21 protein-coding genes are annotated in these 19084 nt (G+C 70.0%); 9 read left to right on the top strand and 12 right to left on the bottom strand.

The genetic code is table 11. The features are described from left to right. Together ACFOGJ_RS12120 and ACFOGJ_RS12115 are read right to left on the bottom strand one after the other, a co-directional pair. The coding region (locus tag ACFOGJ_RS12120; RefSeq protein ID WP_379900659.1) for a hypothetical protein at nt 1-403 on the bottom strand (403 nt) is incomplete at its 3' end. After that, complete coding sequence (locus tag ACFOGJ_RS12115) at nt 400-948, bottom strand: PaaI family thioesterase (protein ID WP_379900657.1); 549 nt, start codon at nt 946-948, stop codon at nt 400-402. The genes ACFOGJ_RS12115 and ACFOGJ_RS12120, both read right to left, overlap by 4 nt. 124 nt (nt 949-1072) lie before the next feature. Between ACFOGJ_RS12115 and ACFOGJ_RS12110 the strand changes: the two genes are divergently transcribed. From ACFOGJ_RS12110 to ACFOGJ_RS12095, 4 genes are all read left to right on the top strand, one after another. Continuing rightward, a complete protein-coding gene (locus tag ACFOGJ_RS12110) occupies nt 1073-1858 on the top strand; it encodes a 2-keto-4-pentenoate hydratase (RefSeq protein WP_379900655.1) in 786 nt (261 codons plus the stop codon). Between the two features lie 32 nt (nt 1859-1890). Next, a complete protein-coding gene (locus ACFOGJ_RS12105) occupies nt 1891-2376 on the top strand; it encodes a response regulator (protein ID WP_379900653.1) in 486 nt (161 codons plus the stop codon). A 122-nt stretch (nt 2377-2498) separates the two neighbouring features. Beyond that, complete coding sequence (locus ACFOGJ_RS12100; protein WP_379900651.1) at nt 2499-3020, top strand: response regulator; 522 nt, start codon at nt 2499-2501, stop codon at nt 3018-3020. 106 nt (nt 3021-3126) lie between these two features. Continuing rightward, the gene (locus ACFOGJ_RS12095; RefSeq protein WP_379900649.1) at nt 3127-4926 is read left to right on the top strand and encodes an NAD(P)-binding domain-containing protein; all 1800 of its coding nucleotides are present in this window, start codon (nt 3127-3129) and stop codon (nt 4924-4926) included. Between the two features lie 154 nt (nt 4927-5080). On the opposite strand, the gene ACFOGJ_RS12090 is transcribed toward ACFOGJ_RS12095, so the two are convergent. Further along, a complete protein-coding gene (locus ACFOGJ_RS12090; protein ID WP_379900647.1) occupies nt 5081-5980 on the bottom strand; it encodes a TauD/TfdA dioxygenase family protein in 900 nt (299 codons plus the stop codon). A 252-nt stretch (nt 5981-6232) separates the two neighbouring features. On the opposite strand from ACFOGJ_RS12090, the gene ACFOGJ_RS12085 reads away from it, so the two are divergent. The 3 genes from ACFOGJ_RS12085 (at nt 6233) to ACFOGJ_RS12075 (ending at nt 9080) form a co-directional block, all read left to right on the top strand. Continuing rightward, complete coding sequence (locus ACFOGJ_RS12085; protein ID WP_379900645.1) at nt 6233-6880, top strand: cysteine hydrolase family protein; 648 nt, start codon at nt 6233-6235, stop codon at nt 6878-6880. 11 nt (nt 6881-6891) lie between these two features. Next, nucleotides 6892-7662, top strand: coding sequence for an amidohydrolase family protein (locus ACFOGJ_RS12080; protein WP_379900643.1), 771 nt, complete (start codon nt 6892-6894; stop codon nt 7660-7662). Between the two features lie 239 nt (nt 7663-7901). Further along, complete coding sequence (locus tag ACFOGJ_RS12075; RefSeq protein ID WP_379900641.1) at nt 7902-9080, top strand: M24 family metallopeptidase; 1179 nt, start codon at nt 7902-7904, stop codon at nt 9078-9080. 36 nt (nt 9081-9116) lie between these two features. Here ACFOGJ_RS12075 and ACFOGJ_RS12070 read toward each other — a convergent pair whose 3' ends face one another. Next, on the bottom strand, nt 9117-10355 hold the full coding sequence (locus ACFOGJ_RS12070; protein WP_379900639.1) for an MFS transporter: 1239 nt from the start codon (nt 10353-10355) through the stop codon (nt 9117-9119). A gap of 61 nt (nt 10356-10416) precedes the next feature. Further along, nucleotides 10417-11412, bottom strand: a complete 996-nt coding sequence (locus ACFOGJ_RS12065; protein WP_379900637.1) for an adenosine deaminase — start codon at nt 11410-11412, stop codon at nt 10417-10419. 243 nt (nt 11413-11655) lie between these two features. On the opposite strand from ACFOGJ_RS12065, the gene ACFOGJ_RS12060 reads away from it, so the two are divergent. Then, nucleotides 11656-13191 (top strand): calcium-binding protein, encoded by a 1536-nt coding sequence (locus ACFOGJ_RS12060; protein ID WP_379900634.1) that lies wholly within the window; start codon nt 11656-11658, stop codon nt 13189-13191. A gap of 16 nt (nt 13192-13207) precedes the next feature. Here the strand turns inward: ACFOGJ_RS12060 and ACFOGJ_RS12055 are convergent, their stop codons facing one another. The 7 genes from ACFOGJ_RS12055 to ACFOGJ_RS12025 form a co-directional block, all read right to left on the bottom strand. Then, entirely contained in the window at nt 13208-13573 is a 366-nt protein-coding gene (locus ACFOGJ_RS12055) for a DODA-type extradiol aromatic ring-opening family dioxygenase (RefSeq protein ID WP_379900665.1), read from the bottom strand. Next, a complete protein-coding gene (locus ACFOGJ_RS12050; RefSeq protein WP_379900632.1) occupies nt 13498-13860 on the bottom strand; it encodes a DODA-type extradiol aromatic ring-opening family dioxygenase in 363 nt (120 codons plus the stop codon). The genes ACFOGJ_RS12055 and ACFOGJ_RS12050 overlap by 76 nt, the downstream gene beginning before the upstream one ends. Before the next feature lie 61 nt (nt 13861-13921). Continuing rightward, nucleotides 13922-14224: a protocatechuate 3,4-dioxygenase gene (locus ACFOGJ_RS12045; RefSeq protein WP_379900630.1), complete on the bottom strand. Its 303-nt coding sequence runs from the start codon at nt 14222-14224 to the stop codon at nt 13922-13924. Between the two features lie 29 nt (nt 14225-14253). Beyond that, nucleotides 14254-15126: an amidohydrolase family protein gene (locus ACFOGJ_RS12040; RefSeq protein WP_379900628.1), complete on the bottom strand. Its 873-nt coding sequence runs from the start codon at nt 15124-15126 to the stop codon at nt 14254-14256. A 2-nt stretch (nt 15127-15128) separates the two neighbouring features. Further along, a complete protein-coding gene (locus ACFOGJ_RS12035; RefSeq protein ID WP_379900626.1) occupies nt 15129-16202 on the bottom strand; it encodes a 4-oxalomesaconate tautomerase in 1074 nt (357 codons plus the stop codon). Further along, the gene (locus ACFOGJ_RS12030) at nt 16195-16869 is read right to left on the bottom strand and encodes a 4-carboxy-4-hydroxy-2-oxoadipate aldolase/oxaloacetate decarboxylase (RefSeq protein ID WP_379900624.1); all 675 of its coding nucleotides are present in this window, start codon (nt 16867-16869) and stop codon (nt 16195-16197) included. Before ACFOGJ_RS12030 ends, ACFOGJ_RS12035 begins: the two co-directional genes overlap by 8 nt. Beyond that, a complete protein-coding gene (locus tag ACFOGJ_RS12025; RefSeq protein ID WP_379900622.1) occupies nt 16869-17603 on the bottom strand; it encodes a PIG-L deacetylase family protein in 735 nt (244 codons plus the stop codon). The genes ACFOGJ_RS12030 and ACFOGJ_RS12025 overlap by 1 nt, the downstream gene beginning before the upstream one ends. Before the next feature lie 161 nt (nt 17604-17764). On the opposite strand from ACFOGJ_RS12025, the gene ACFOGJ_RS12020 reads away from it, so the two are divergent. After that, nucleotides 17765-19018, top strand: coding sequence for a LysR family transcriptional regulator (locus ACFOGJ_RS12020; RefSeq protein WP_379900620.1), 1254 nt, complete (start codon nt 17765-17767; stop codon nt 19016-19018). Nucleotides 19019-19084 lie beyond the last annotated feature (66 nt).

Here is a 19084-nt window from a genome sequence, read left to right as displayed (position 1 = left end):
GGCGCCCCCCGCCGGTACCGCGCTCCGGCAGGCCGCGCAGGCCCGGCGCATGGCGGTCCGGCGCCGGCGCGAGGCGCTGCGCCACGGCCGCGTCATGCATCGCCAGGCCGGTCTCGCCGGAATCCAGGAAGCTGCCGCCGACCTGCGGCAGGTCGATGCGGCTCACCGTGCCGTCCACCTCCAGCCGGAAGCTGCGCGGCGCCGGCAGGCCGTCCCGGCTGTCGCCGGCCGGTACCAGGGCCGCCGCAGGGGCCGCCGCAGAATCCACCGCAGGGGTCGGGGCCGGCGCCCGGTCGGCGAACAGCTGCCGCGCCCAGTCGGGCACCGCCGGTGCCGCCGGCGGCTCGCGCCGGTCGGCGAACAGGGACGGCAGGCGGGCCGCCGCTTTCTCTGCTGCAGTCATGACAGGCCCTCCGCCATCGGGCCATCGTCATTGGGCGGCGAGGGCGGCGGCGGATGGCCCGCACCGGCCGGCAGCCGGTCCGCCGGCACCAATGGCCGCGACGGGATCTTCAGGATGCCGCTGACCCGCAGCGCAAGGGTTTCGCCGGCCATCACCCGGCCCTCCGCGAAGGCGAGCTTGCGGGTGCGCTTCAGCAGCCGGCCGGTGCCGGTCAGGAAGCTCCCGACCGGCGCGCCGGCCAGGAAGTCGGTCGACATCGACACGGTCGGCATCATGCCCAGCTGCGGCTCGGCATGGCGCACCACGATCGCCAGCAGGATGTCGGCGAAGGTCATCATCATGCCGCCATGGCAGACGCCCCGGGGATTGCCGTGCTTGGCCTCCACCAGCATCCCCAGCGCGACGGAGGGGGCGATGCCGGCGGACGCGTCGCCCGGGTCCTGGCGCATGTAGAGCGGGCCGTTCACGCTGATGAAGCCGCGCGGCATCTCCAGCCTGTGGAAGCCGGGCGGCGGCCCGGCGGATATCGGGTTCTGATCGGTCATTCTGCTGCTCGCATAGCCGCTATTGGCGGCGAAAAAAAGACCCGCCGCCGAAAGCGGCCCTTCCGCCGGCGCGACCTCCCCGGCTATAGCTGCGCAACCAATGTGTCGGACAAGGGTCGCCCAGATGACCGATATCCCTGCGCTGGCGGAAAGGCTCGACGATGCGGCGCGGACCGGATGCGCCGTGCCGCGGATCAGCGACGCAAGCCCCCTGGACCTGCAGGACGCCTATCGGATCCGCACGCAGCTCGTCGATCGCCGGCTGGCGCGCGGCGAGAACCTGGTCGGCCTGAAGCTGGGCCCCTGCACCGCCGCCGGAATGGCCGGGCTGGGCCTTTCGGCGCCGCTGGAGGGCCGCCTGACCGACGCGATGGACCTGACCGCGCGAGGCCGGATCGACCTCGCCGCCTTCGTGGCGCCGCGGGCGGAGGTGGAGATCGCCTTCCGGCTGGCGCCGGCGGCGCTCACCGGCGAGATGCCGGCCGATCCGCGCGATGCGGTCGAGGCGGTGGCCGTCGCGCTGGAGATCGCGGACTCGCGCTACCCGGACTTCAGCTTCGGGCTGCCGGACCTGGTGGCGGACAATTGCTGCGCGGCCGGTTTCGCGCTGGGCCCATGGCTGCCGCCGGCCAGCCTGTCCCCCGCCTTTTCGCTGGGCGGCCGGGGCATGCGCCTGCGCATCGACGGCGCCATCGTCGACAGCGCCGGCACCGACGACGTGCTGGGCGATCCCTGGGCAATGGCAGTGCATGGCCTGGCGCTGGCGCGGCAGGCCGGCACCGGCGCGCGGATCCTGCTGTCCGGCTCGCCGATCGCGCCCCGCCCTCTGGCCGCCGGGCAGGTGGTGCAGGCGGAGATCGACGGGTTCGGCAGCATCGTCCTCGCCGTCGACGGTCCCGCAGGGGCCTGAGCGGACCGCCGGCCGGGACCGCCGCAACCGCAATGGCAGGCTATGACCTCGGTGCAGTCACGGCGCTGGTCGTCGACGACGCCTACAACATGCGGCGGCTGCTCTCCACCATCCTGACCGCGCTGGGCGTCAGGCGGGTGCTGACCGCGAGCAACGGCGAGGAGGCGCTGGCGGCGCTGCACGGGCCGGTCGACGTGGTCTTCACCGACTACCTGATGGAGCCGATGGACGGCATGGCCCTGACCCGCCGGATCCGCGACGAGGCGACGAGCCCGAAACCCTTCGTGCCCGTCATCATGGTCACCGGCCATGCCACGCCCGAGACCGTGGCCGCCGCACGGGAGGCCGGGGTGACGGAGTTCCTGGTCAAGCCGGTCTCCGTGAAGACGGTGGCCGCCCGGCTGACGGCGGTGATCGACCATCCGCGCCCGTTCGTCCGGCAGGCCGGCTTCTTCGGCCCCGATCGCCGCCGGCGGGTCGCCTCCTTCGAAGTGGAGCGGCGCGGCGGCGAGGCCTGACCGTGCCGGCGCGTGAATGCCGCACCTGCGAATACGCCATTGCGAAGCCTTCGCGGCCGTTCTAGGTAACGAAGCTGCGCAGCGACGGACGGAAGGCGGATGGCCGGGCGCGGGAGAACAGCGTGACGGACACGGCAGACAATATCTTTCCCCGGTTGACCGTCCTGGTGGTCAACGACGACGAGAACATGATCCGGTTGCTGAGCACCGTCCTGGTCTCCCTCGGCGTGCGGCAGACCCAGGTCATCGGCGCAAAGGGGCGCGAGGGCGCCATGCGGCGGCTTAACGAGACGCGGGTCGACGTCGTTCTGCTGGGCCACCAGCCGCCGCGCCTGGACGGGGTCGCCCTGGCGCGGCACATGCGCGACGAGACCGCCAGCAGCAATCCCTATGTGCCGATCATCATGGTCACTGCCCGCGCCACCCCGGAGACGGTGGAACAGGCCCGCAGCGCCGGCGTGCACGAGTTCCTGGTGACGCCGATCTCGGTGAAGGCGGTGGCGGACCGGATCACCGTGGCCTTCGCCCGGCCGCGCCCGTTCGTGAAGGTGCCCGACTATTTCGGACCGGACCGGCGCCGGCGCTCCTCCGCCATCGCCAAGGACCGCCGTGCCGGCGAACGGCAGGAAATCGACGACGACTGAACCGCGGCCGCGGGATCGCGGCACGGAAACGCGTTATCCTTCCGCACGAGGACGCCGCCGGCCCGCACTGGCCGGCCGGCCGGCGCGCAAGGGGGAGGACAAGGCCATGCTGGACACCACGCCGGAGGGCCGCGCGGCCGCCGCGCTGCAGGCGCTGGGCGACGCGCTCGAGGGCGGCGATATCGACGCGGCGCTCGCCCGCTTCGCCACCGACTGCTACTGGCGCGACCTGGTCAGCTTCACCTGGAACCTCCGCACCATGGAGGGCAAGGCGCAGATCCGCGACATGCTGGAGAGCTGCCTGGCCGACACCGCGCCCGCCGGCTTCGCCCTGCTCCCCGGCGAACCCGTGACCGAGGAGGAAGGCATCGTCACCGCCTGGTTCTCCTTCGAGACGGGGGTCGCCCGCGGCTCCGGCATCCTGCGGCTGAACGATGGCGGGATCTGGACCCTGCTGACCACGATGGCGGAGCTGAAGGGGCATGAGGAGCCGCAGGGCTTCGCGAGGCCGCTGGGCGCCAAGCACGGCCAGGGCCGGCACCGCCCCTCCTGGAAGGAGGAGCGCGAGGCGGAGGCACGCAGCCTCGGCTATTCGACGCAGCCCTATGTGGTGATCGTCGGCGGCGGCCAGGGCGGCATCGGGCTGGGCGCCCGGCTGCGGCAGCTCGGCGTGCCCACCATCATCGTGGAAAAGAACGCCCGTGCCGGCGATTCCTGGCGCAACCGCTACAAGTCGCTCTGCCTGCACGACCCGGTCTGGTACGACCACATGCCCTATCTTCCCTTCCCGCCGACCTGGCCGGTCTTCTCGCCGAAGGACAAGCTCGGCGACTGGCTGGAGATGTACGTGAAGGTGATGGAGCTGACCTACTGGACCGGCACCGCCGCCCGCTCCGCCCGCTATGACGCGGCGGCGAAGGAATGGCTGCTGACGGTCGACCGCGACGGGGAGGAGGTCGTGCTGCGGCCGAAGCACCTGGTGCTGGCGACCGGCATGTCGGCGAAGCCGAACCTGCCGGACTTCCCCGGCATGGACCGGTTCCGCGGCGACCAGCACCATTCCTCGCAGCATCCGGGCCCCGACTCCTGGGCGGGCAAGCGGGCGGTCATCGTCGGCTCCAACAATTCCGCCCACGACATCGCCGCCGCCCTGTGGGAGGCGGAGGCCGAGGTGACGATGGTGCAGCGCTCCTCCACCCATGTCGCGCGGTCGGAGACCCTGATGGACCTGGCCATGGGGCCGCTCTACTCGGAACAGGCGGTGCGGGACGGCATCACCACCGACAAGGCGGACCTGATCTTCGCCTCGATCCCCTACCGGCTGATGGCCGGCTTCCAGATCCCGCTCTACGAACAGATCCGGGAGCATGACCGGTCGTTCTACGAAGGGCTGGAGCGCGCCGGCTTCTGGCTCGACTTCGGCGACGACGGATCCGGGCTGATGATGAAATACCTGCGCCGCGGCTCCGGCTACTACATCGATGTCGGCGCCTCGCAGCTGATCATCGACGGCGAGATCGCGCTGCGCCGCGGCCAGGTGACCGAGGTGACCGAGGACGGGCTGCGCCTGGACACGGGCGAGGAGCTGCCGGCCGACCTGATCGTCTATGCCACCGGCTATGGCTCGATGAACGGCTGGGCGGCCGACCTGATCAGCCAGGAGGTCGCCGACCGGGTCGGCAAGGTCTGGGGCCTGGGCTCCGGCACCACCAAGGATCCCGGCCCCTGGGAGGGCGAGCCGCGCAACATGTGGAAGCCGACCCAGGTGGAGGCCCTGTGGTTCCACGGCGGCAACCTGCACCAGTCGCGCCACTACTCCCAGTGCCTGGCCCTGCAGCTGAAGGCGCGGATGGAAGGCATCCCGACCCCGGTCTACGGCCTGCAGGAGGTGCACCACAAGGGGTGAGGGTGGTCGCTGCGGCGGCGGTCCGTCGCGGTCCTCGGCTCTATGGCCGAGGACGACGGACAGTGCGGCGTGGCCTTCGACGCCCCCTCCTCCTTTTCCGTCATCCCCGGGCCTGACCCGGGGATCGTGACGGGACGGTGCCGCGTCGCCCGCCTCAATGCGGCACGTCGGTCCCCCGGATCTGGGTGCGCAGCATCACCCGGCGGCTGGACGCGTCGAAGGCGTCGCGGCGGTGCATGGTCGACCGGTTGTCCCAGATCAGCAGGTCGCCCGGCCGCCACGCATGGCGATAGGTGAAGCGGTCCTGGGTGGCAAAGGCGATCAGCCGGTCCATCAGCGCGTCGCTGTCCGCCAGGCCCAGCCCGTCGATCGCGGCGTTGCGGCGGCGGCCGAGGAACAGGGTGCGGTCGCCCGTCTCCGGATGGGTGCGCACCGCCGGGTGCCAGACGCCGGGGCAGGTCAGCGGGTCGGTGACCGGCTGCGCGCCCTTCCGCAGGGTGCCGGCGGAGGTATAGGCGGTGTCGTGCTTGATCCGGCGGCCGTCGATGGCGCACCGCAGGTCGTCCGGCAGGGCATCCCAGGCGGCTTTCATGTTGGCCCAGTAGGTATCGCCGCCGGCCGACGGCACCTCGCGCGCGTAGAGGATGGAGGCGGTCGGCGGGCGCTCGATATAGGCCATGTCGGTATGCCACTCGGCCTCCCCTGCCCCCAGCGCGCCGATCGGCTGGCCGTTCTCCAGCACGTTGGAGATGATCCATACCTCCGGCATCGCCGCGCCGCCGCCCTCGGCCCGGGTGCGCTTCTCCCCCGCCGGCGGCGCCTCCAGCTCGCCGAAACGGCGGGAGAAGGCCACCAGCCCCGGCTCGTCCAGGCTTTGGCCCCGCAGCAGCAGCACCCCCCGCTCCAGCCAGGTGCGGTGCAGCAGGTCGAAGGACGCCGCGTCCAGCCCGGCGCCCACGTCGATTCCCGTAACCTCCGCGCCGATCTCCGGCGCCAGCTGCCTCACCTGGGGCATGGCCTGCGCCACCGTCTGCGATTGCGCTGCTGCGGACATCCTCTTTCTCTCCCGGTTGGGCCGCGCGCCGGTCAGGACGCCGGCAGCTGCTTCAGCTTGGCGTCCAGGAAGGCGACATCAGGGGGCGAAAGCGCCCTGGAAACCGCGGACTGCGGGTCCGCCTGTCGGTCAAGATTTGCACGTCCGGCGCACAAGGTCGAGCATCACCGTCCGGTCTCACACCGTCCTACCTTGACAGTGCGATCGACCGGTTCCTAGCGTATTCGGCCCTTCTCAGCCCCAGGAGCCGGGATGAACCTGGACCCGTTTTCCGCCCACCGGCACGATCGCGACAGCCTGGCCATCGACCCGGCGACCACCGCCCTGCTGGTGGTCGACATGATCAACGACTTCTGCACGCCCGGCGGCGCCATGGTGCTGCCCGGCGCGGAACGGCTCTATCCGCCGCAGAACACGCTGATCGCCGCGGCGCGCGACGCCGGCATGCCGGTCGTGCAGATCATCGATTCCCACCGTCCCGGCCTGCGCGACGACCGGGAGTTCCGCAAGCGCACGCCGCACGCGATCGAGGGCAGCTGGGGCGCGCAGGTGGTGGCGGAACTGGAGCAGCGGCCGGAGGATATCCGGGTGCTGAAGCGGCGCTATTCCGCCTTCTACAACACCGACCTGCACCTGACCCTGCAGGACATGGGCATCGACACCGTGATCGTGATCGGGGTGGTGACCAATATCTGCGTCCGCTCCACCGTGCACGACGCCTTCTTCCACGGCTACGAGGTGGCGGTGCCGGAGGATTGCGTCGCCGCCACCGGCCCGCGGGAGCAGATTTCCAGCCTCTACGACATCGCCACCCATTTCGGCACGGTCACCGACTCCGCCGACCTGATCCGCGCCCTGGCCGACGGCGTGCCGGTCCGCAACCGCGAGATCCCCGCATGAGGGGTGGGGGGATGACGCCCCTCTTCGACTGCCACCTGCACATCATCGACCCGGCCTTTTCCCTGGTGCCGAACCAGGGCTACCTGCCGCCCGCCTATGGGGTCGCGGCCTATCGTTCCGAACTGGCCGGCCTGGGGCTGGAGGCAGCCGGCGGGGTCGTCGTCTCCGGCTCCTTCCAGGCGATGGACACCGCCTATCTGGGGCCCGCGCTGACGGCGCTGGGACCCGCCTGGCGGGCGGTGATCAACCTGGACCCGGAACTGCCGGACGGCGAGATCGAGCGGCTGCATGGCATCGGGGTGCGGGCGATCCGCGTGAACCTCAAGCGCGGTGCCGGCACCGCGCTGGCCGACCTGGAGCGCCAGGCGCGGCGGGTCTGGGACCTGGCCGGCTGGCACACCGAATTCTACCTGGATGCCGGCGCCGTCCTGCCGGAGCTGCGGCCGGCCCTGGCGAAGCTGCCGAAGATCGCCATCGACCATCTGGGCCTGAGCGAAGCGGGACTGGACGAGCTGGAGGCACTGGCCGCCCACGGCGCGGCGGTGAAGGCGACCGGCTTCTCCCGCTTCGACGGCGACGTCGCGGACGCGCTGCGCCGGCTGGATGCGGCCAATCCCGGCGCCCTGATGGCCGGCAGCGACCTGCCGTCGACCCGCGCGCCGGCACGCTTCGGCGCGGGCGACCTGGACCTGCTGCGGGACAGCTTTGCGGGACGCGACCTGGACCGGATCCTGCGCGGCAACGGCGCCGCCTTCTACGAGGTCGACCTGCCGGAGCTGTGACGGCCGGCACAGCCGGGCCGGCGGCGGCATGGGATGGTGGCGTCACTGGAGGCTGCCCTTCCAGCCGCACCGAGAGGCCGACATGTCCATCCTCGCCAATGCCCTGCGCGCCGTCCTTGCCCTGATCGTCGTCGGCCTGGCGCTCGGCCAGTTCATCGCCATCGCGGACGCGGCGCTGCTCTGAACACGGCGCAGGCAACGCCGTTGCGGCCCGGCCGGCGGCCTGCCACCCTGGCGCCATGCCGGGCCGTTTCTTCACCACCGCAGAACATGACCAGAGGATCGCCGCCGTCCGGTCGCGGATGGCGAAAGCCGGCCTCGACCTGCTGGTGGTCTGCGATCCGGCGAATATCGACTGGCTGACCGGCTATCGCGGCTGGTCCTTCTACACGCCCCAGGCAGTGCTGCTGCACCAGGCACAGGACGGCCCGCTCTGGGTCGGGCGGGAGATGGACGCGCCGGCGGCGCGGCTGACCACCGACCTGCCGGCGGCGGCGGTGATCCCCTATCCCGACGGCTATGTGCAGAGCCCGGACCGCCACCCGGCGGACTTCCTGGCGGAGACGATCCGCAGTCGCGGCTGGCAGGCCGGTCGCATCGGGCTGGAGATGGACGGCTATTACTTCTCTCCCCGCGCCTGCGACATCCTGCGTACCGCCCTGCCGGACGCCCGCTTCGCGGATTCCGACCAACTGGTGAACTGGGCGCGGATCGTGAAGTCGCCGGCGGAACTGTCCCTGATGCGCCAGGCCGCCCTGATCACCGAGCGGGTGGTGGAAGCCGCCATCGCCGGTATCGCACCCGGCATAAGGCAATGCGACCTGGTGGCCGACATCTACCATGCGCAGATGACCGGTACCGCCGATTTCGGCGGCGACTTCACCGCCATCTGCCCGCTGCTGCCGACGGGCCGCGGCACCGGCACGCCGCACCTGACCTGGACCGACGATCCCTTCGCCAGCGGCGAGGCGACGATCATGGAGCTGGCGGCGGCCCGCCGGCACTATCACTGCCCGATGGCGCGCACCGTCCATCTGGGCCCGCCGCCGCAGCGCCTGGCCGATACCGCGCAGGTGGTGGCGGAAGGGTTGAACGCGGCGCTGGAAGCGGCCCGGCCCGGCGCCACCTGCGCGGAGGTGGAGGCAGCCTGGGCGGCGGTGATCCGCCGCCACGGCCTGGTGAAGGAAAGCCGCATCGGCTACGCGGTGGGCCTGAACTACCCGCCCGACTGGGGCGAACATACCGCCAGCCTACGCCCGGGCGACCATACTGTCCTGCAGGAGAATATGTGCTTCCACTGCATCCCCGGCATCTGGGGCGATGGCTGGGGGGTGGAGATCAGCGAGACCTTCGTGGTCACCGCCGCCGGTGGCGAACGGCTCTGCAATGTCAGCCAGGAACTGGTGGTGAAGAGCTAGCCCCGGCCACGACGGAGAGATCGGGCAGGCCGGCGGTCATCCGGCCGTCGGCGCCTGGGCAGGCCGATCCGGCCGCCGGATCGCATGGCGCGGCTCCGGCCCAGTCTCCGTCTCTGGGCGTTCCCTGATATGCCGGGCGCGGACGACCAGCGCCGTGGCGGCGGCCAGCGCCGCCACTGCCAGGAACATCGGCGCCGACCCGATCGCGTCGGAGGCGAACCCGGCCGCGGCCGGCCCGAGAACGCTGCCCACGGCAACGGCGAGCAGAACCGCCGTGAAGCTCTGCGACGGAAGCGCCGGGAAAAGCCGGTCCGACCAGAATGCCAGGACGGCACTCGTCATCATGACATAGATGCCCTGCAGCCCCGCCGAGAGGATGACGCCGGGCCATGTCGGCGCTGCCGCGACAAGAGCGAGCGACACCGCCGCAGCCAGCATGAGAAGGCGCACGAGCCACGGCAGGCCGATGGCCGCCTTCGCACCGCCAGTGACAAGACCGAGAAGGCCAAAGGCGCCGAAGCAGAGGAAGACGAGGCCGCCGGCGGCATCCCGCGGAAGACCCGCCAGCCCGCCGGCATCGGCGATCCGATCGGGCGCGAAGGAGATATAGACCGCGGAGGTCGTGCCAAAGCAGAAGCCGATCGCCAGCAGCGGGATCGCCGAGCGGCGGCGCAGCAAGCCCCATCGCTGCGCCGGCCCCGGCCCGTCCGTTCCGGCCACCTGCCGCAAAGCCATCCGGTTGACCAGAAGGGCGAGCGCGGCGCCGATGGCAAAGATGCCCCAGCAGACTCGCCAGGACAGGCCGCTCAGGCTCATCAGCAGGGCGGCGGCACCGGCAAGGGCGATTCCGACGCCGGTCCCGGTGCTGATCCAGGACAGTGCGACCGGCCTCGCCCCGTCCTCCACCCTGCGGTGAACGGCATTGTTGAAGGGTGTCCAGGACAGCCCGGCACTCGCCATCGCCAGGAAGATTCCGGCGGCAAGCACCGGCAGGTTCGAGGCCACCGCCACGATCGCCATGCCCAGGGTTGCCGCGGACAGGCCGGCCGTGACCGGCAGCCGCGGCCCCTTCCGGTTGGTCATGACCTGCGCAGCCAGCAGCCCCAGCAGGAAACCCAGGAAGCCGAGACTGGAAACGAGCCCCGCCGTCTGGGTGGAGATCGAGAATTCCGTCCGGAACTGCGACAGGAACAGGCCGAATCCCATGCGCGCCGGACCGTAGGCGATGGCCGTGGCGGCGAAGCCGGCAGCGGACAATGTCCAGAAGGGCGTCATGCCCGACCAACGTGTGCGCCCGGGTAAAGTTCGACGGGCGGCCGGTCGCTGCGACCTCCCCCTATCCTGCAGCGTCCAGCGCCGCCAGGTGCCGCGCCTTCGTCTCGGCGGGCAGGAACGCCGCCCGGAAGCTGTTGCGCACCAGCGCCCTTGTCTCGCCCTCCGCAAGGCCGATGGCTGCCTCCAGCGCCCGGAAATTGTCGGCGACATAGCCGCCGAAATAGGACGGGTCGTCGGAATTGACGGTCGCGACCAGGCCCGCCTCCAGCATGCGCCGGATCGGATGCACCTTCATGTCGTCGACCACGCAGAGCCGCAGATTCGACAGCGGGCAGACCGTCAGCGCCATGCCGTCGGCAGCCAGGCGGCGCACCAGCGACGCATCCTCCAGCGCGCGGTTGCCATGGTCGATGCGGTCGACGCCGAGGACGTCCAGCGCCTCCCAGACATAGTCCGGCGGCCCCTCCTCCCCCGCATGGCAGACCAGCCTGAAGCCCGCGTCCCGGGCGCGGCGGAAGACGTTGCGGAACTTCGCCGGGGGATGGCCCAGTTCCGATGAATCCAGCCCGACGCCGATGACCCGGTCCCGGTAGGGCAGGGCCAGATCCAGGGTGCGCTCCGCATCCGCCTCGTCCAGGTGGCGCAGGAAGCACATGATCAGGTGACTGGTGATGCCGAGCTCCCGCTCCGCCCGAGCGGTCGCGGCAGTCAGGCCCTGCATCACCGTGTCGAAGGAGACGCCCCGCGGCAGGTGGCCCTGCGGGTCGAAGAAGATCTCGGCATGCACCACGCCGTCGGCGGCCGCGCTGGCCAGATAGGCCCAGGCCAGGTCCTCGAAATCCTCAGCGGTCCGCAGCACCGACATGCCCTGGTAGTAGACCGCCAGGAAGTCGTCGAGCTTCGTGAACGCATAGGCGGCACGGATCTCGTCGACCGAGGCGAACTTCAGCGCAATGCCGTTCCGCTGCGCCAGGCGCAGCATCATCTCCGGCTCCAGGCTGCCCTCGATATGGATGTGCAGTTCCGCCTTCGGCAGGCGGGCGGCGAGGTCGGTCACGATCTTCCCTCCGACATGATGCGTTCCGACCCCAGGTCGGCCATCTTGGCCTCCGGCGCAAGAGCCCCGGCCGGCCGGAGGGAATGGCCGGCTTCCTGAACGCCTTCTTCAGCCTGCATTCATCTTGAAAACTGCACCCTTTGCGGGAAAGGATCGACGACAATAGTGAAGATCCGTCTTCGCGGCGGTCGCAGGCCGCGCCGAGACCTACGGGTTTTCAATAATAGGGGGCATGTTTTCGAAATGACATACGTCTACGCCTATGTGCCGTTCAACATGCTGGCCGCCAATCTGGGGACCCTGGCGAGCACCACCATTACCTATGCCAGCAGTAGCTTCCTGCAATCTGCCTGGGACGATGCGAACTACGTCAATTTCTACGGCTCGTTCACCTATGGCGGCGACGGTTCGATCGGCGGAACGCTCAATACGATCGCGGAGTTCTACGGCGATTCCAGGGCCACCCACATTTCCGGCCTCAACCTCTCCGCCTACCAGTTCATCACCTGGGTCAGCGCAGGCGACACCGCCAGCTTCTTCAATGCCGCGCTCTCCGGCGACGACTCGTTCTATGCCAGCGCCGGTTCGGACCTCATCCTGGCCTATGGCGGCAACGACTATGTCAGCGCCTCCGGCGGCGACGATTTCGTCCTGGCCGCTGCGGGCAACGACACCGTCAATGCCGGTGCCGGCAACGACACCGTCTATGGCGGTGCGAACGCCGACACCGTCTATGCCGGCGAGGGCCAGGACCTGGTCTATGGCGACGCCGGCAACGACTATCTGGTCGGCGCCAATGACGGGGCCAGCGATACCCTGGTCGGCGGGACGGGCGCCGACCGGATCGAGAGCGGCTCCGGGTCCGACGTGATCTACGGGCTCACCGACCTGGACATCTATCGCACGCTGGCCGCCGGCACAGATGCCGGCAATGCCGACAACATCTCCGCCGGCGCCGGCAATGACACCGTCTATGGCGGCTTCGGCAGCGACACCATCGACGGCGGCGACGGCTCCGACCTGCTCGGCGGGCTGGCCGGCAACGACACCATCTCGACCGGCAGCGGCAACGACCTGGCCTATGGCAATAACGGCAACGACTATCTCAGCAACCCTTCCGGCGCCGACACCCTGTTCGGCGGCACCGGCTCCGACACCCTGGTGGGCGGTGCCGACGGCGACCTGCTGGTCGGCCTCTGGGAGCTGGACACCTACATCACCGCCGGCGCCCTGACCGGCGGCTACGATGCCGACCAGAGCGACAGCCTCAGCGGCGGCGACGGCAATGACAGTCTGACCGGGGCCTCCGGCAGCGACTATCTGTCGGGCGGCAGCGGCAGCGACTACATGGTCGGGCTCTGGGGCAACGACTTCGCCACCGGCGGGAGCGGTCCCGACACCATCATCGGCAATGGCGGCAATGATCGCCTGTACGGCAATGACGACAGCGACTTCATCCTGGGCGGCATCGACCAGGACAGCCTGTACGGCGAGGGCGGCAACGACACCCTGCTGGGCATGAGCGCCGCCGACGGCCTGGACGACGGCGACATCCTCTGGGGCGGCGCCGGCGCCGATATCTTCCAGGGCTATGGCGCCGGCTTCGGCAGCCACACGATCATGGACTACGAAGCCGCCGACAGGATCCAGTCGCTGGGCGCCGACCAGTCGCTCTCCGCCGTCATGGGCGCGACCCATGTGCAGGTGATCGACGGCGGCGGCCATGTGCTGTTCATCCTCAGCGGCATCAGCGACCCGTCGATCGTCAGCTTCGTCTGAAGGACCCGGCCGGCCGTCAGGCCGCATTCTCCAGACAGAGCAGGCCGGCGGCGGTGTTGGAAATCGGAATGTGGTAGTGCCGGTGCCTTTCCCGCACCCGCGGCCCCAGCGCGCCGCGTGTCGTCAGCCAGAGGATGAATTCCGCCCCCTGCGCGCCGGCGTCGCGCACCAGGTCCAGGATCGACATGTCCAGGAGGTATTCCGGATCGTCGACCACCTTCTCCATGCACAGCCGGTCATAGTGCGGCCACAGCAGCTGCATCGGCACGGTGAAGCCATGGTCGACCGCCGTCTCCTGGTAGGTGGTCAGGTCGAACTCATCGGCCACCAGATGCTCGATCCGGTGCCAGGAGAAGGCCGGGTCGCCGCGGAACGGCGGGATCGGCGGCGTGCCCCAGCCCTCGTCCTCGTCCTCGTCCTCGTCCTCGTAGGGTATTCCGGCGCTGCGCCGATGGCGAAGGTGGGCATCCTGTCCAGGAAGAAATTCAGGCCGTGGTCGTTGTAGACCACCACCGCGATGTCCGGCTTCACCGCCGCCAGCCAGTCGCGCGCCGGCGGATAGCCGTCGAAGAACGGCTTCCAGTAGGGATCGTCGAACAGCTTCCGGGCGATGGCATTGCCGATCGCCGGGATATGCGAGGTGGTGACCCCGCCCACGATGCATGCCATGCCGCTATTTCCCCGCGTCGACGAGCTTCTGCCTGAAGGCCTCGAACGTCATGCCGGTCTGCTACGCGCCGACATCCTGGACGGAGAGGCCGAACATGCCGGCGAACTTCGCCAGGTAGTAGATGTTGCCGCCCTCGGCCAGCAGGTCGGGCACGCACCTGTCGCGCACCGCCTGCTTCTGCCGTTCGGTCGGGCCGTAGCGGTCCATATAGCCCTCCGGGTCGGCCAGGAAGGCGTCGCGGTTCGCCTTCGCATTGAAGGAGAAGCACATCTTGTTCAGGCCATAGCCCTTCATCGCCTGGCGGCCGTCGAAGACGATCGTGCCCGGAATGGTCTCCGGTTCGGCTGTTTCGGCCGGGGTCATGTCCTCGCCCTCATGACGGGCCGGCGGGCTCAGTCCCAGTAGAGCCGCCGGGGATTGTCCACCAGCAGGGCCTTCTGGCGGGCCGCATCGGTGGCGATCTTCGGAATCACGTCGACCAGATGCCCGTCGTCGGGCATGTGCGACTTCATGTTCGGGTGCGGCCAGTCGGTGCCCCACAGCACGCGGTCGGGGAAACGGTCGACCAGGGTGCGGGCGAACGGCACCACATCGGCGTAGTGCGGCGGTCCCGCCACCGACAGCCGCTCCGGGCAGGAGACCTTGGACCAGATCCCCGGCACCTCCTCCATCAGCTGCACGAAGCGCCGGAAGTCCGGGCCGTCCACCGGCTTCGAGACTTCGGGCCGGCCCATATGGTCGACGACCACGATGGTCGGCATCTGCTTCAGGAAGGGGATCAGCCCGGTCAGGTCGGGCGCCTCGAAATAGACGACCACATGCCAGCCCAGCGGGGCGATCCGCTCCGCCACCTTCAGGAAGACATCCTTCGGCGTGGTATCGACCAGCCGCTTCACGAAGTTGAAGCGCACCCCCTTCACCCCGGCCGCATCCATCGCGGCAAGTTCGGCGTCCGGGAGGTCGGGGTCGATGGAGGCGATGCCCTTCGCCCGCCCACCGGAGGATTGCAGGGCATCGACCAGGGCGCGGTTGTCCCGGCCATGGCAGGTCGCCTGTACGATGACGTTCCGTTCGAATCCCAGGAAGTCGCGCAGCGCGAACAGCTTTTCCTTGCCGGCGTCGCAGGGCGTGTATTTGCGCTCCGGCGCGAAGGGGAAGCGGTCCGCCGGGCCGAAGACATGGCAATGCGCGTCGACCGCGCCGGGTGGCGGGCGATAAGCCGGCTTCGTCGGGTTGGGGTGGAAGGGCAGCCAGTCGGGGTCCATGGTCAGCCTCCCCCACCTTCATGGCCGAACACCCTGCCGTCGAACAGCTTGCGCGCGGTCCGCAGGATCGCCGCGTCGGTCATCGCGCCGCTTTCGTCCAGCTCCACCACCACCGACATCAGGCCGGTCGGGTGCTCGATATCCAGCGACTTCGACCTTCCCTCCGAGACCCGGGCCAGTTCCGCCGCCGGACTGCCGGGCAACATGCAGGCTGTCGCCACGCTGACCGCGCCGAACACGCCGATGGAGGCATGGCAGCGATGCGGGATGAAGCTGCGGGTGTTGATCGCCCCGCCCGCCAGGGGGGCGGAGACCAGGGTCATCTTCGGCACGCTCTTCTCGCGCACATCGCCCAGGTTCATCAGCGGTCCGGCGGCGAGCCGCACCGCCTCCACCTTCGCCTTCAGGCCGGCATCGCCGTCCAGAGCCTCGCGGCTCTCGTCGCCTCTGATGCCGACATCGGCCGCCCGCATCACCACCACCGGCATGCCATTGTCGATCAGGGTCGCCTCTACGCCCTCGACATTGTCGACCGGATTGCCGGTCGGCAGCAGGGCGCCGCAGGTGGAGCCGGCGGTGTCGCGGAAGGTGATCGGCACCGGCGCCGCACCGCCGGGCACCCCGTCGATGCGGGCGTCGCCGTCGTAGCGGACCCGGCCGTCCGGGGTCTGGATGCGGGCTACGGCGGTCTGGGCTGTGTTCTCCATGTAGATGGTGACAGGCGTCTCGCCGTCCCGCGCGACGACCAGGCCGCGCTCGATCGCGAAGGGGCCGACGCCGGCCAGGATGTTGCCGCAGTTCTGGCTGTCGCTGACCAGGGCCTGGTCGACGAAGACCTGCAGGAACAGGTAGTCGACATCGACCCCCGGCCGGGCCGAAGGCTGCACCACCGCCACCTTGGAGGTCAGCGGGTCGGCGCCGCCCATGCCGTCGATCTGCCGCGGGTCCGGCGACCCCATGATGCCCAGCAGAAGGGCGTCACGGGCGGCCGGATCCGCCGGCAGGTCGGCGGCCAGGAAATAGCCGCCCTTGGAGGTGCCGCCCCGCATCCACATGCAGGGCGTGCCTTCAGACATATTTCAGTCCCTTCTCCGCCAGCCGCTCACGCATGCCGTAGAGGTCGAGGCCCATCTCGCCATTGGCCAGCCGGGCGCGCTTCTCGGCCTCCGCCGCCTCGCGCGCCTCCGCCTTGCGCAGCACCTCCGCCGCCTCCGCGCGGCGGACGATGCAGACGCCGTCATCGTCGGCCACGACGATGTCGCCGGGATTCACCGCCGCATCGGCGCAGACCACCGGCACGTTCACCGAGCCCAGGGTCTCCTTCACCGTGCCTTGCGCGAACACCGTCTTCGACCAGACGGGAAAGCCCATCTGCGCCAGGTCGGCCGAATCGCGCACACCGGCGTCGATCACCAGGCCGACGCAGCCGCGCGCCATCAGCGAGGTCGCCAGCAGGTCGCCGAAATAGCCGTCGTCGCAGGGCGAGGTCGGCGCCGCCAGCAGCATGTCGCCCTTCTGCACCTGCTCGATGGCGACATGGATCATCCAGTTGTCGCCCGGCGGCAGGGAGACGGTGACGGCGGAGCCCGCCACCCGGGGCCCGCGCCACACGGGGCGGATGCGCGGCGCCAGCAGGCCGCGCCTTCCCTGCGCCTCGTGCACGGTCGCAACACCCATCTTCCCCAGCGCTTCGACGATGGCCGGATCGGCGCGCTCGATCTTCTGTACGACGATACCGGACATCACAGCTCATCCACGGTGCGGGGATAGACCGACTGGAAGCCCTCCGCGTATTTCGCGTCACGGCCGCCAGCCTGGCCGCCGGAATTGCGGCGGAAATGGTTGGCGCGATTGACCGCGAGGTTGGTGTAGAAGCTCCACAGATGCTCCTGGCCGCGCATGCATTCGATGGCGGCGCGCTTCTTCTCCCAGACCGGGGTGATGTCCAGGAAGACGTCGGGCTTCCAGCCCATCTGCTCCGTCTGGTGCGGCTCGAACAGGTAGAGCTGCGGCGCACCCAGCACCTTCTCGCCCGGATTGTGGCCCCAGGCCTGGGCGATCATCCGGCACTCCATCGCGACCTTGGTCGTGTACATGTGGTCGGTGTTGTAGGGGTCGTAGAGCGAGTGGCTCATCATGAAGGCCGGCTGCACTTTGCGCATCAGGTCGACCAGTTCGTCCTTCGCCGCCCGGTCGAGCTCCAGCGGATAGTCGCCGGCGTCGAAGAAGCGGATGTCGTGCGCGCCCAGGACCTTGGCCGCCTCCTCCGCCTCCTTGCGGCGGTCGGCCTTCACCTTCTCCAGGGTCATCCCCTCCTGCTTCCACAGCTTCGCGCTCTCCCCGCGCTCGCCATAGGACAGGCAGGCAATGGTGACATCCCAGCCCTTCTCCTGGTGCAGCGCGATCGCGCCGGCGCAGCGCCAGACGAAGTCGGCGGCATGCGCGGAGATCACGAGTGCGGTCTTGCGGTCGGCCATGCGGGTCTCCCTTGCCCGGTGATGTCGCCCGGATTGGTCCTCCGGCGCTTCTTGGATCGGCCAACTATCCGCCCGCAACCGCCGCCCGGCCATTCGATAATGGCCGCTTCCCCATAAGAATTTGCTATAACCTTGTGATGCAAATGGGCGCGACGACAGTCATGCAGGTCGCTCGACTGAATCTCCGCCACCTGCGGGTTTTCCGCGAGGTGGCCCATTGCCGCAGCGTCAGCCGCGCCGCGCCGGTGGTGCACCTGTCGCAGCCCGCCATCACCCAGGCGATCGCGCGCCTGGAGGACCAGCTGGGCACCCGCCTGTTCGACCGTCGCAGCGACGGCATGGCGCCGACGCAGGCCGGTGCGCTGTTCCTCGCCCGCGTGGAGCGGGCGCTGGCCCTGCTGCGCAACGGCGCGCGGGAGGCGCAGCGCCTGGCCGCACGGCGGCAGGGCTCGGGCAGCAGGGCCGGCGGTTTCGCCGATTTCGAGGCACTTGCCAGCATGGCGCAGCTGCGTGCCCTAGTCGCGGTCTCGGCAGCGGAGAATTTCAGCCTGGCTGCCCGCACCCTGGGGGTCGCGCAGCCCAGCCTGCACCGCGCCGCGCGCGACCTGGAGCGGCTGAGCGGCCTGAGCCTCTATGTCCGCACTTCCAGCGGCATCGCGCTCACCGGCTCTGCCGCGGCCTTGGCCCAGGCCGCGCGGCTCGCCTTCGCGGAACTGGAGCAGGGCTTCGCCGAACTGGACGACCTGGCCGGCCTCGATCGCGGCCGGACCACGGTCGGCGCCCTGCCGCTGCCGCGGAGCCACCTGCTGCCTGCCGCGATCGAGGCCCTGCTGGCACGGCGGCCGGAGGTGCAGGTCGCCGTCGTCGACGGGCCCTATGCGGACCTGCTGCACGACCTGCGGCATGGCGGCATCGACCTGCTGGTCGGCGCCCTGCGCGACCCGCTGCCGATCGACGATATCGTGCAGGAGCCCCTGTTCAGCGACCCGCTGGCCGTGGTGGGCCGTGCCGGCCACCCGCTCGGCGGCCGGAAACGGATCGGGCTGGACGACCTGACCGCCCATCCCTGGGTGCTGCCCCGCGCCGGCACGCCGACCCGCGACAGCTTCGAGCGGCTGTTCGCCGGGCGCACTGCGCCGCCCTGCTGCGTGGAAACAAGTTCCCTGGTCCTGGTCCGCGCGCTGCTCGCCGGCAGCGACCGGCTGACCCTGATCTCCACCCACCAGATCCGCCACGAGGTGGCGACGGGCCAGCTGGCGCCCCTGCCCTTCCCGCTGCCCGGCAGCGCCCGGCCGATCGGCGTGACGATGCGCCGCGACTGGCGCCCGACCGCCGCGCAGGGGCTGTTCCTCGACGGCCTGAGGCAGGCAGGCCGGCAGCTGAGCGGCACCGGCCACTATTCAGAAACCGAATAGGCCGGATTGATAATCAATTTGGCTCACGACAGGGCCGATGCTAGGGAGCAGATGTCGAGCAATGCC

Origin of the sequence: Marinibaculum pumilum, assembly GCF_042646425.1 — a bacterium.
In the GTDB taxonomy this organism is placed as follows: Bacteria; Pseudomonadota; Alphaproteobacteria; order Ferrovibrionales; family Ferrovibrionaceae; genus Marinibaculum; species Marinibaculum pumilum.
This window is presented reverse-complemented; position numbering and strand designations above follow the sequence as displayed.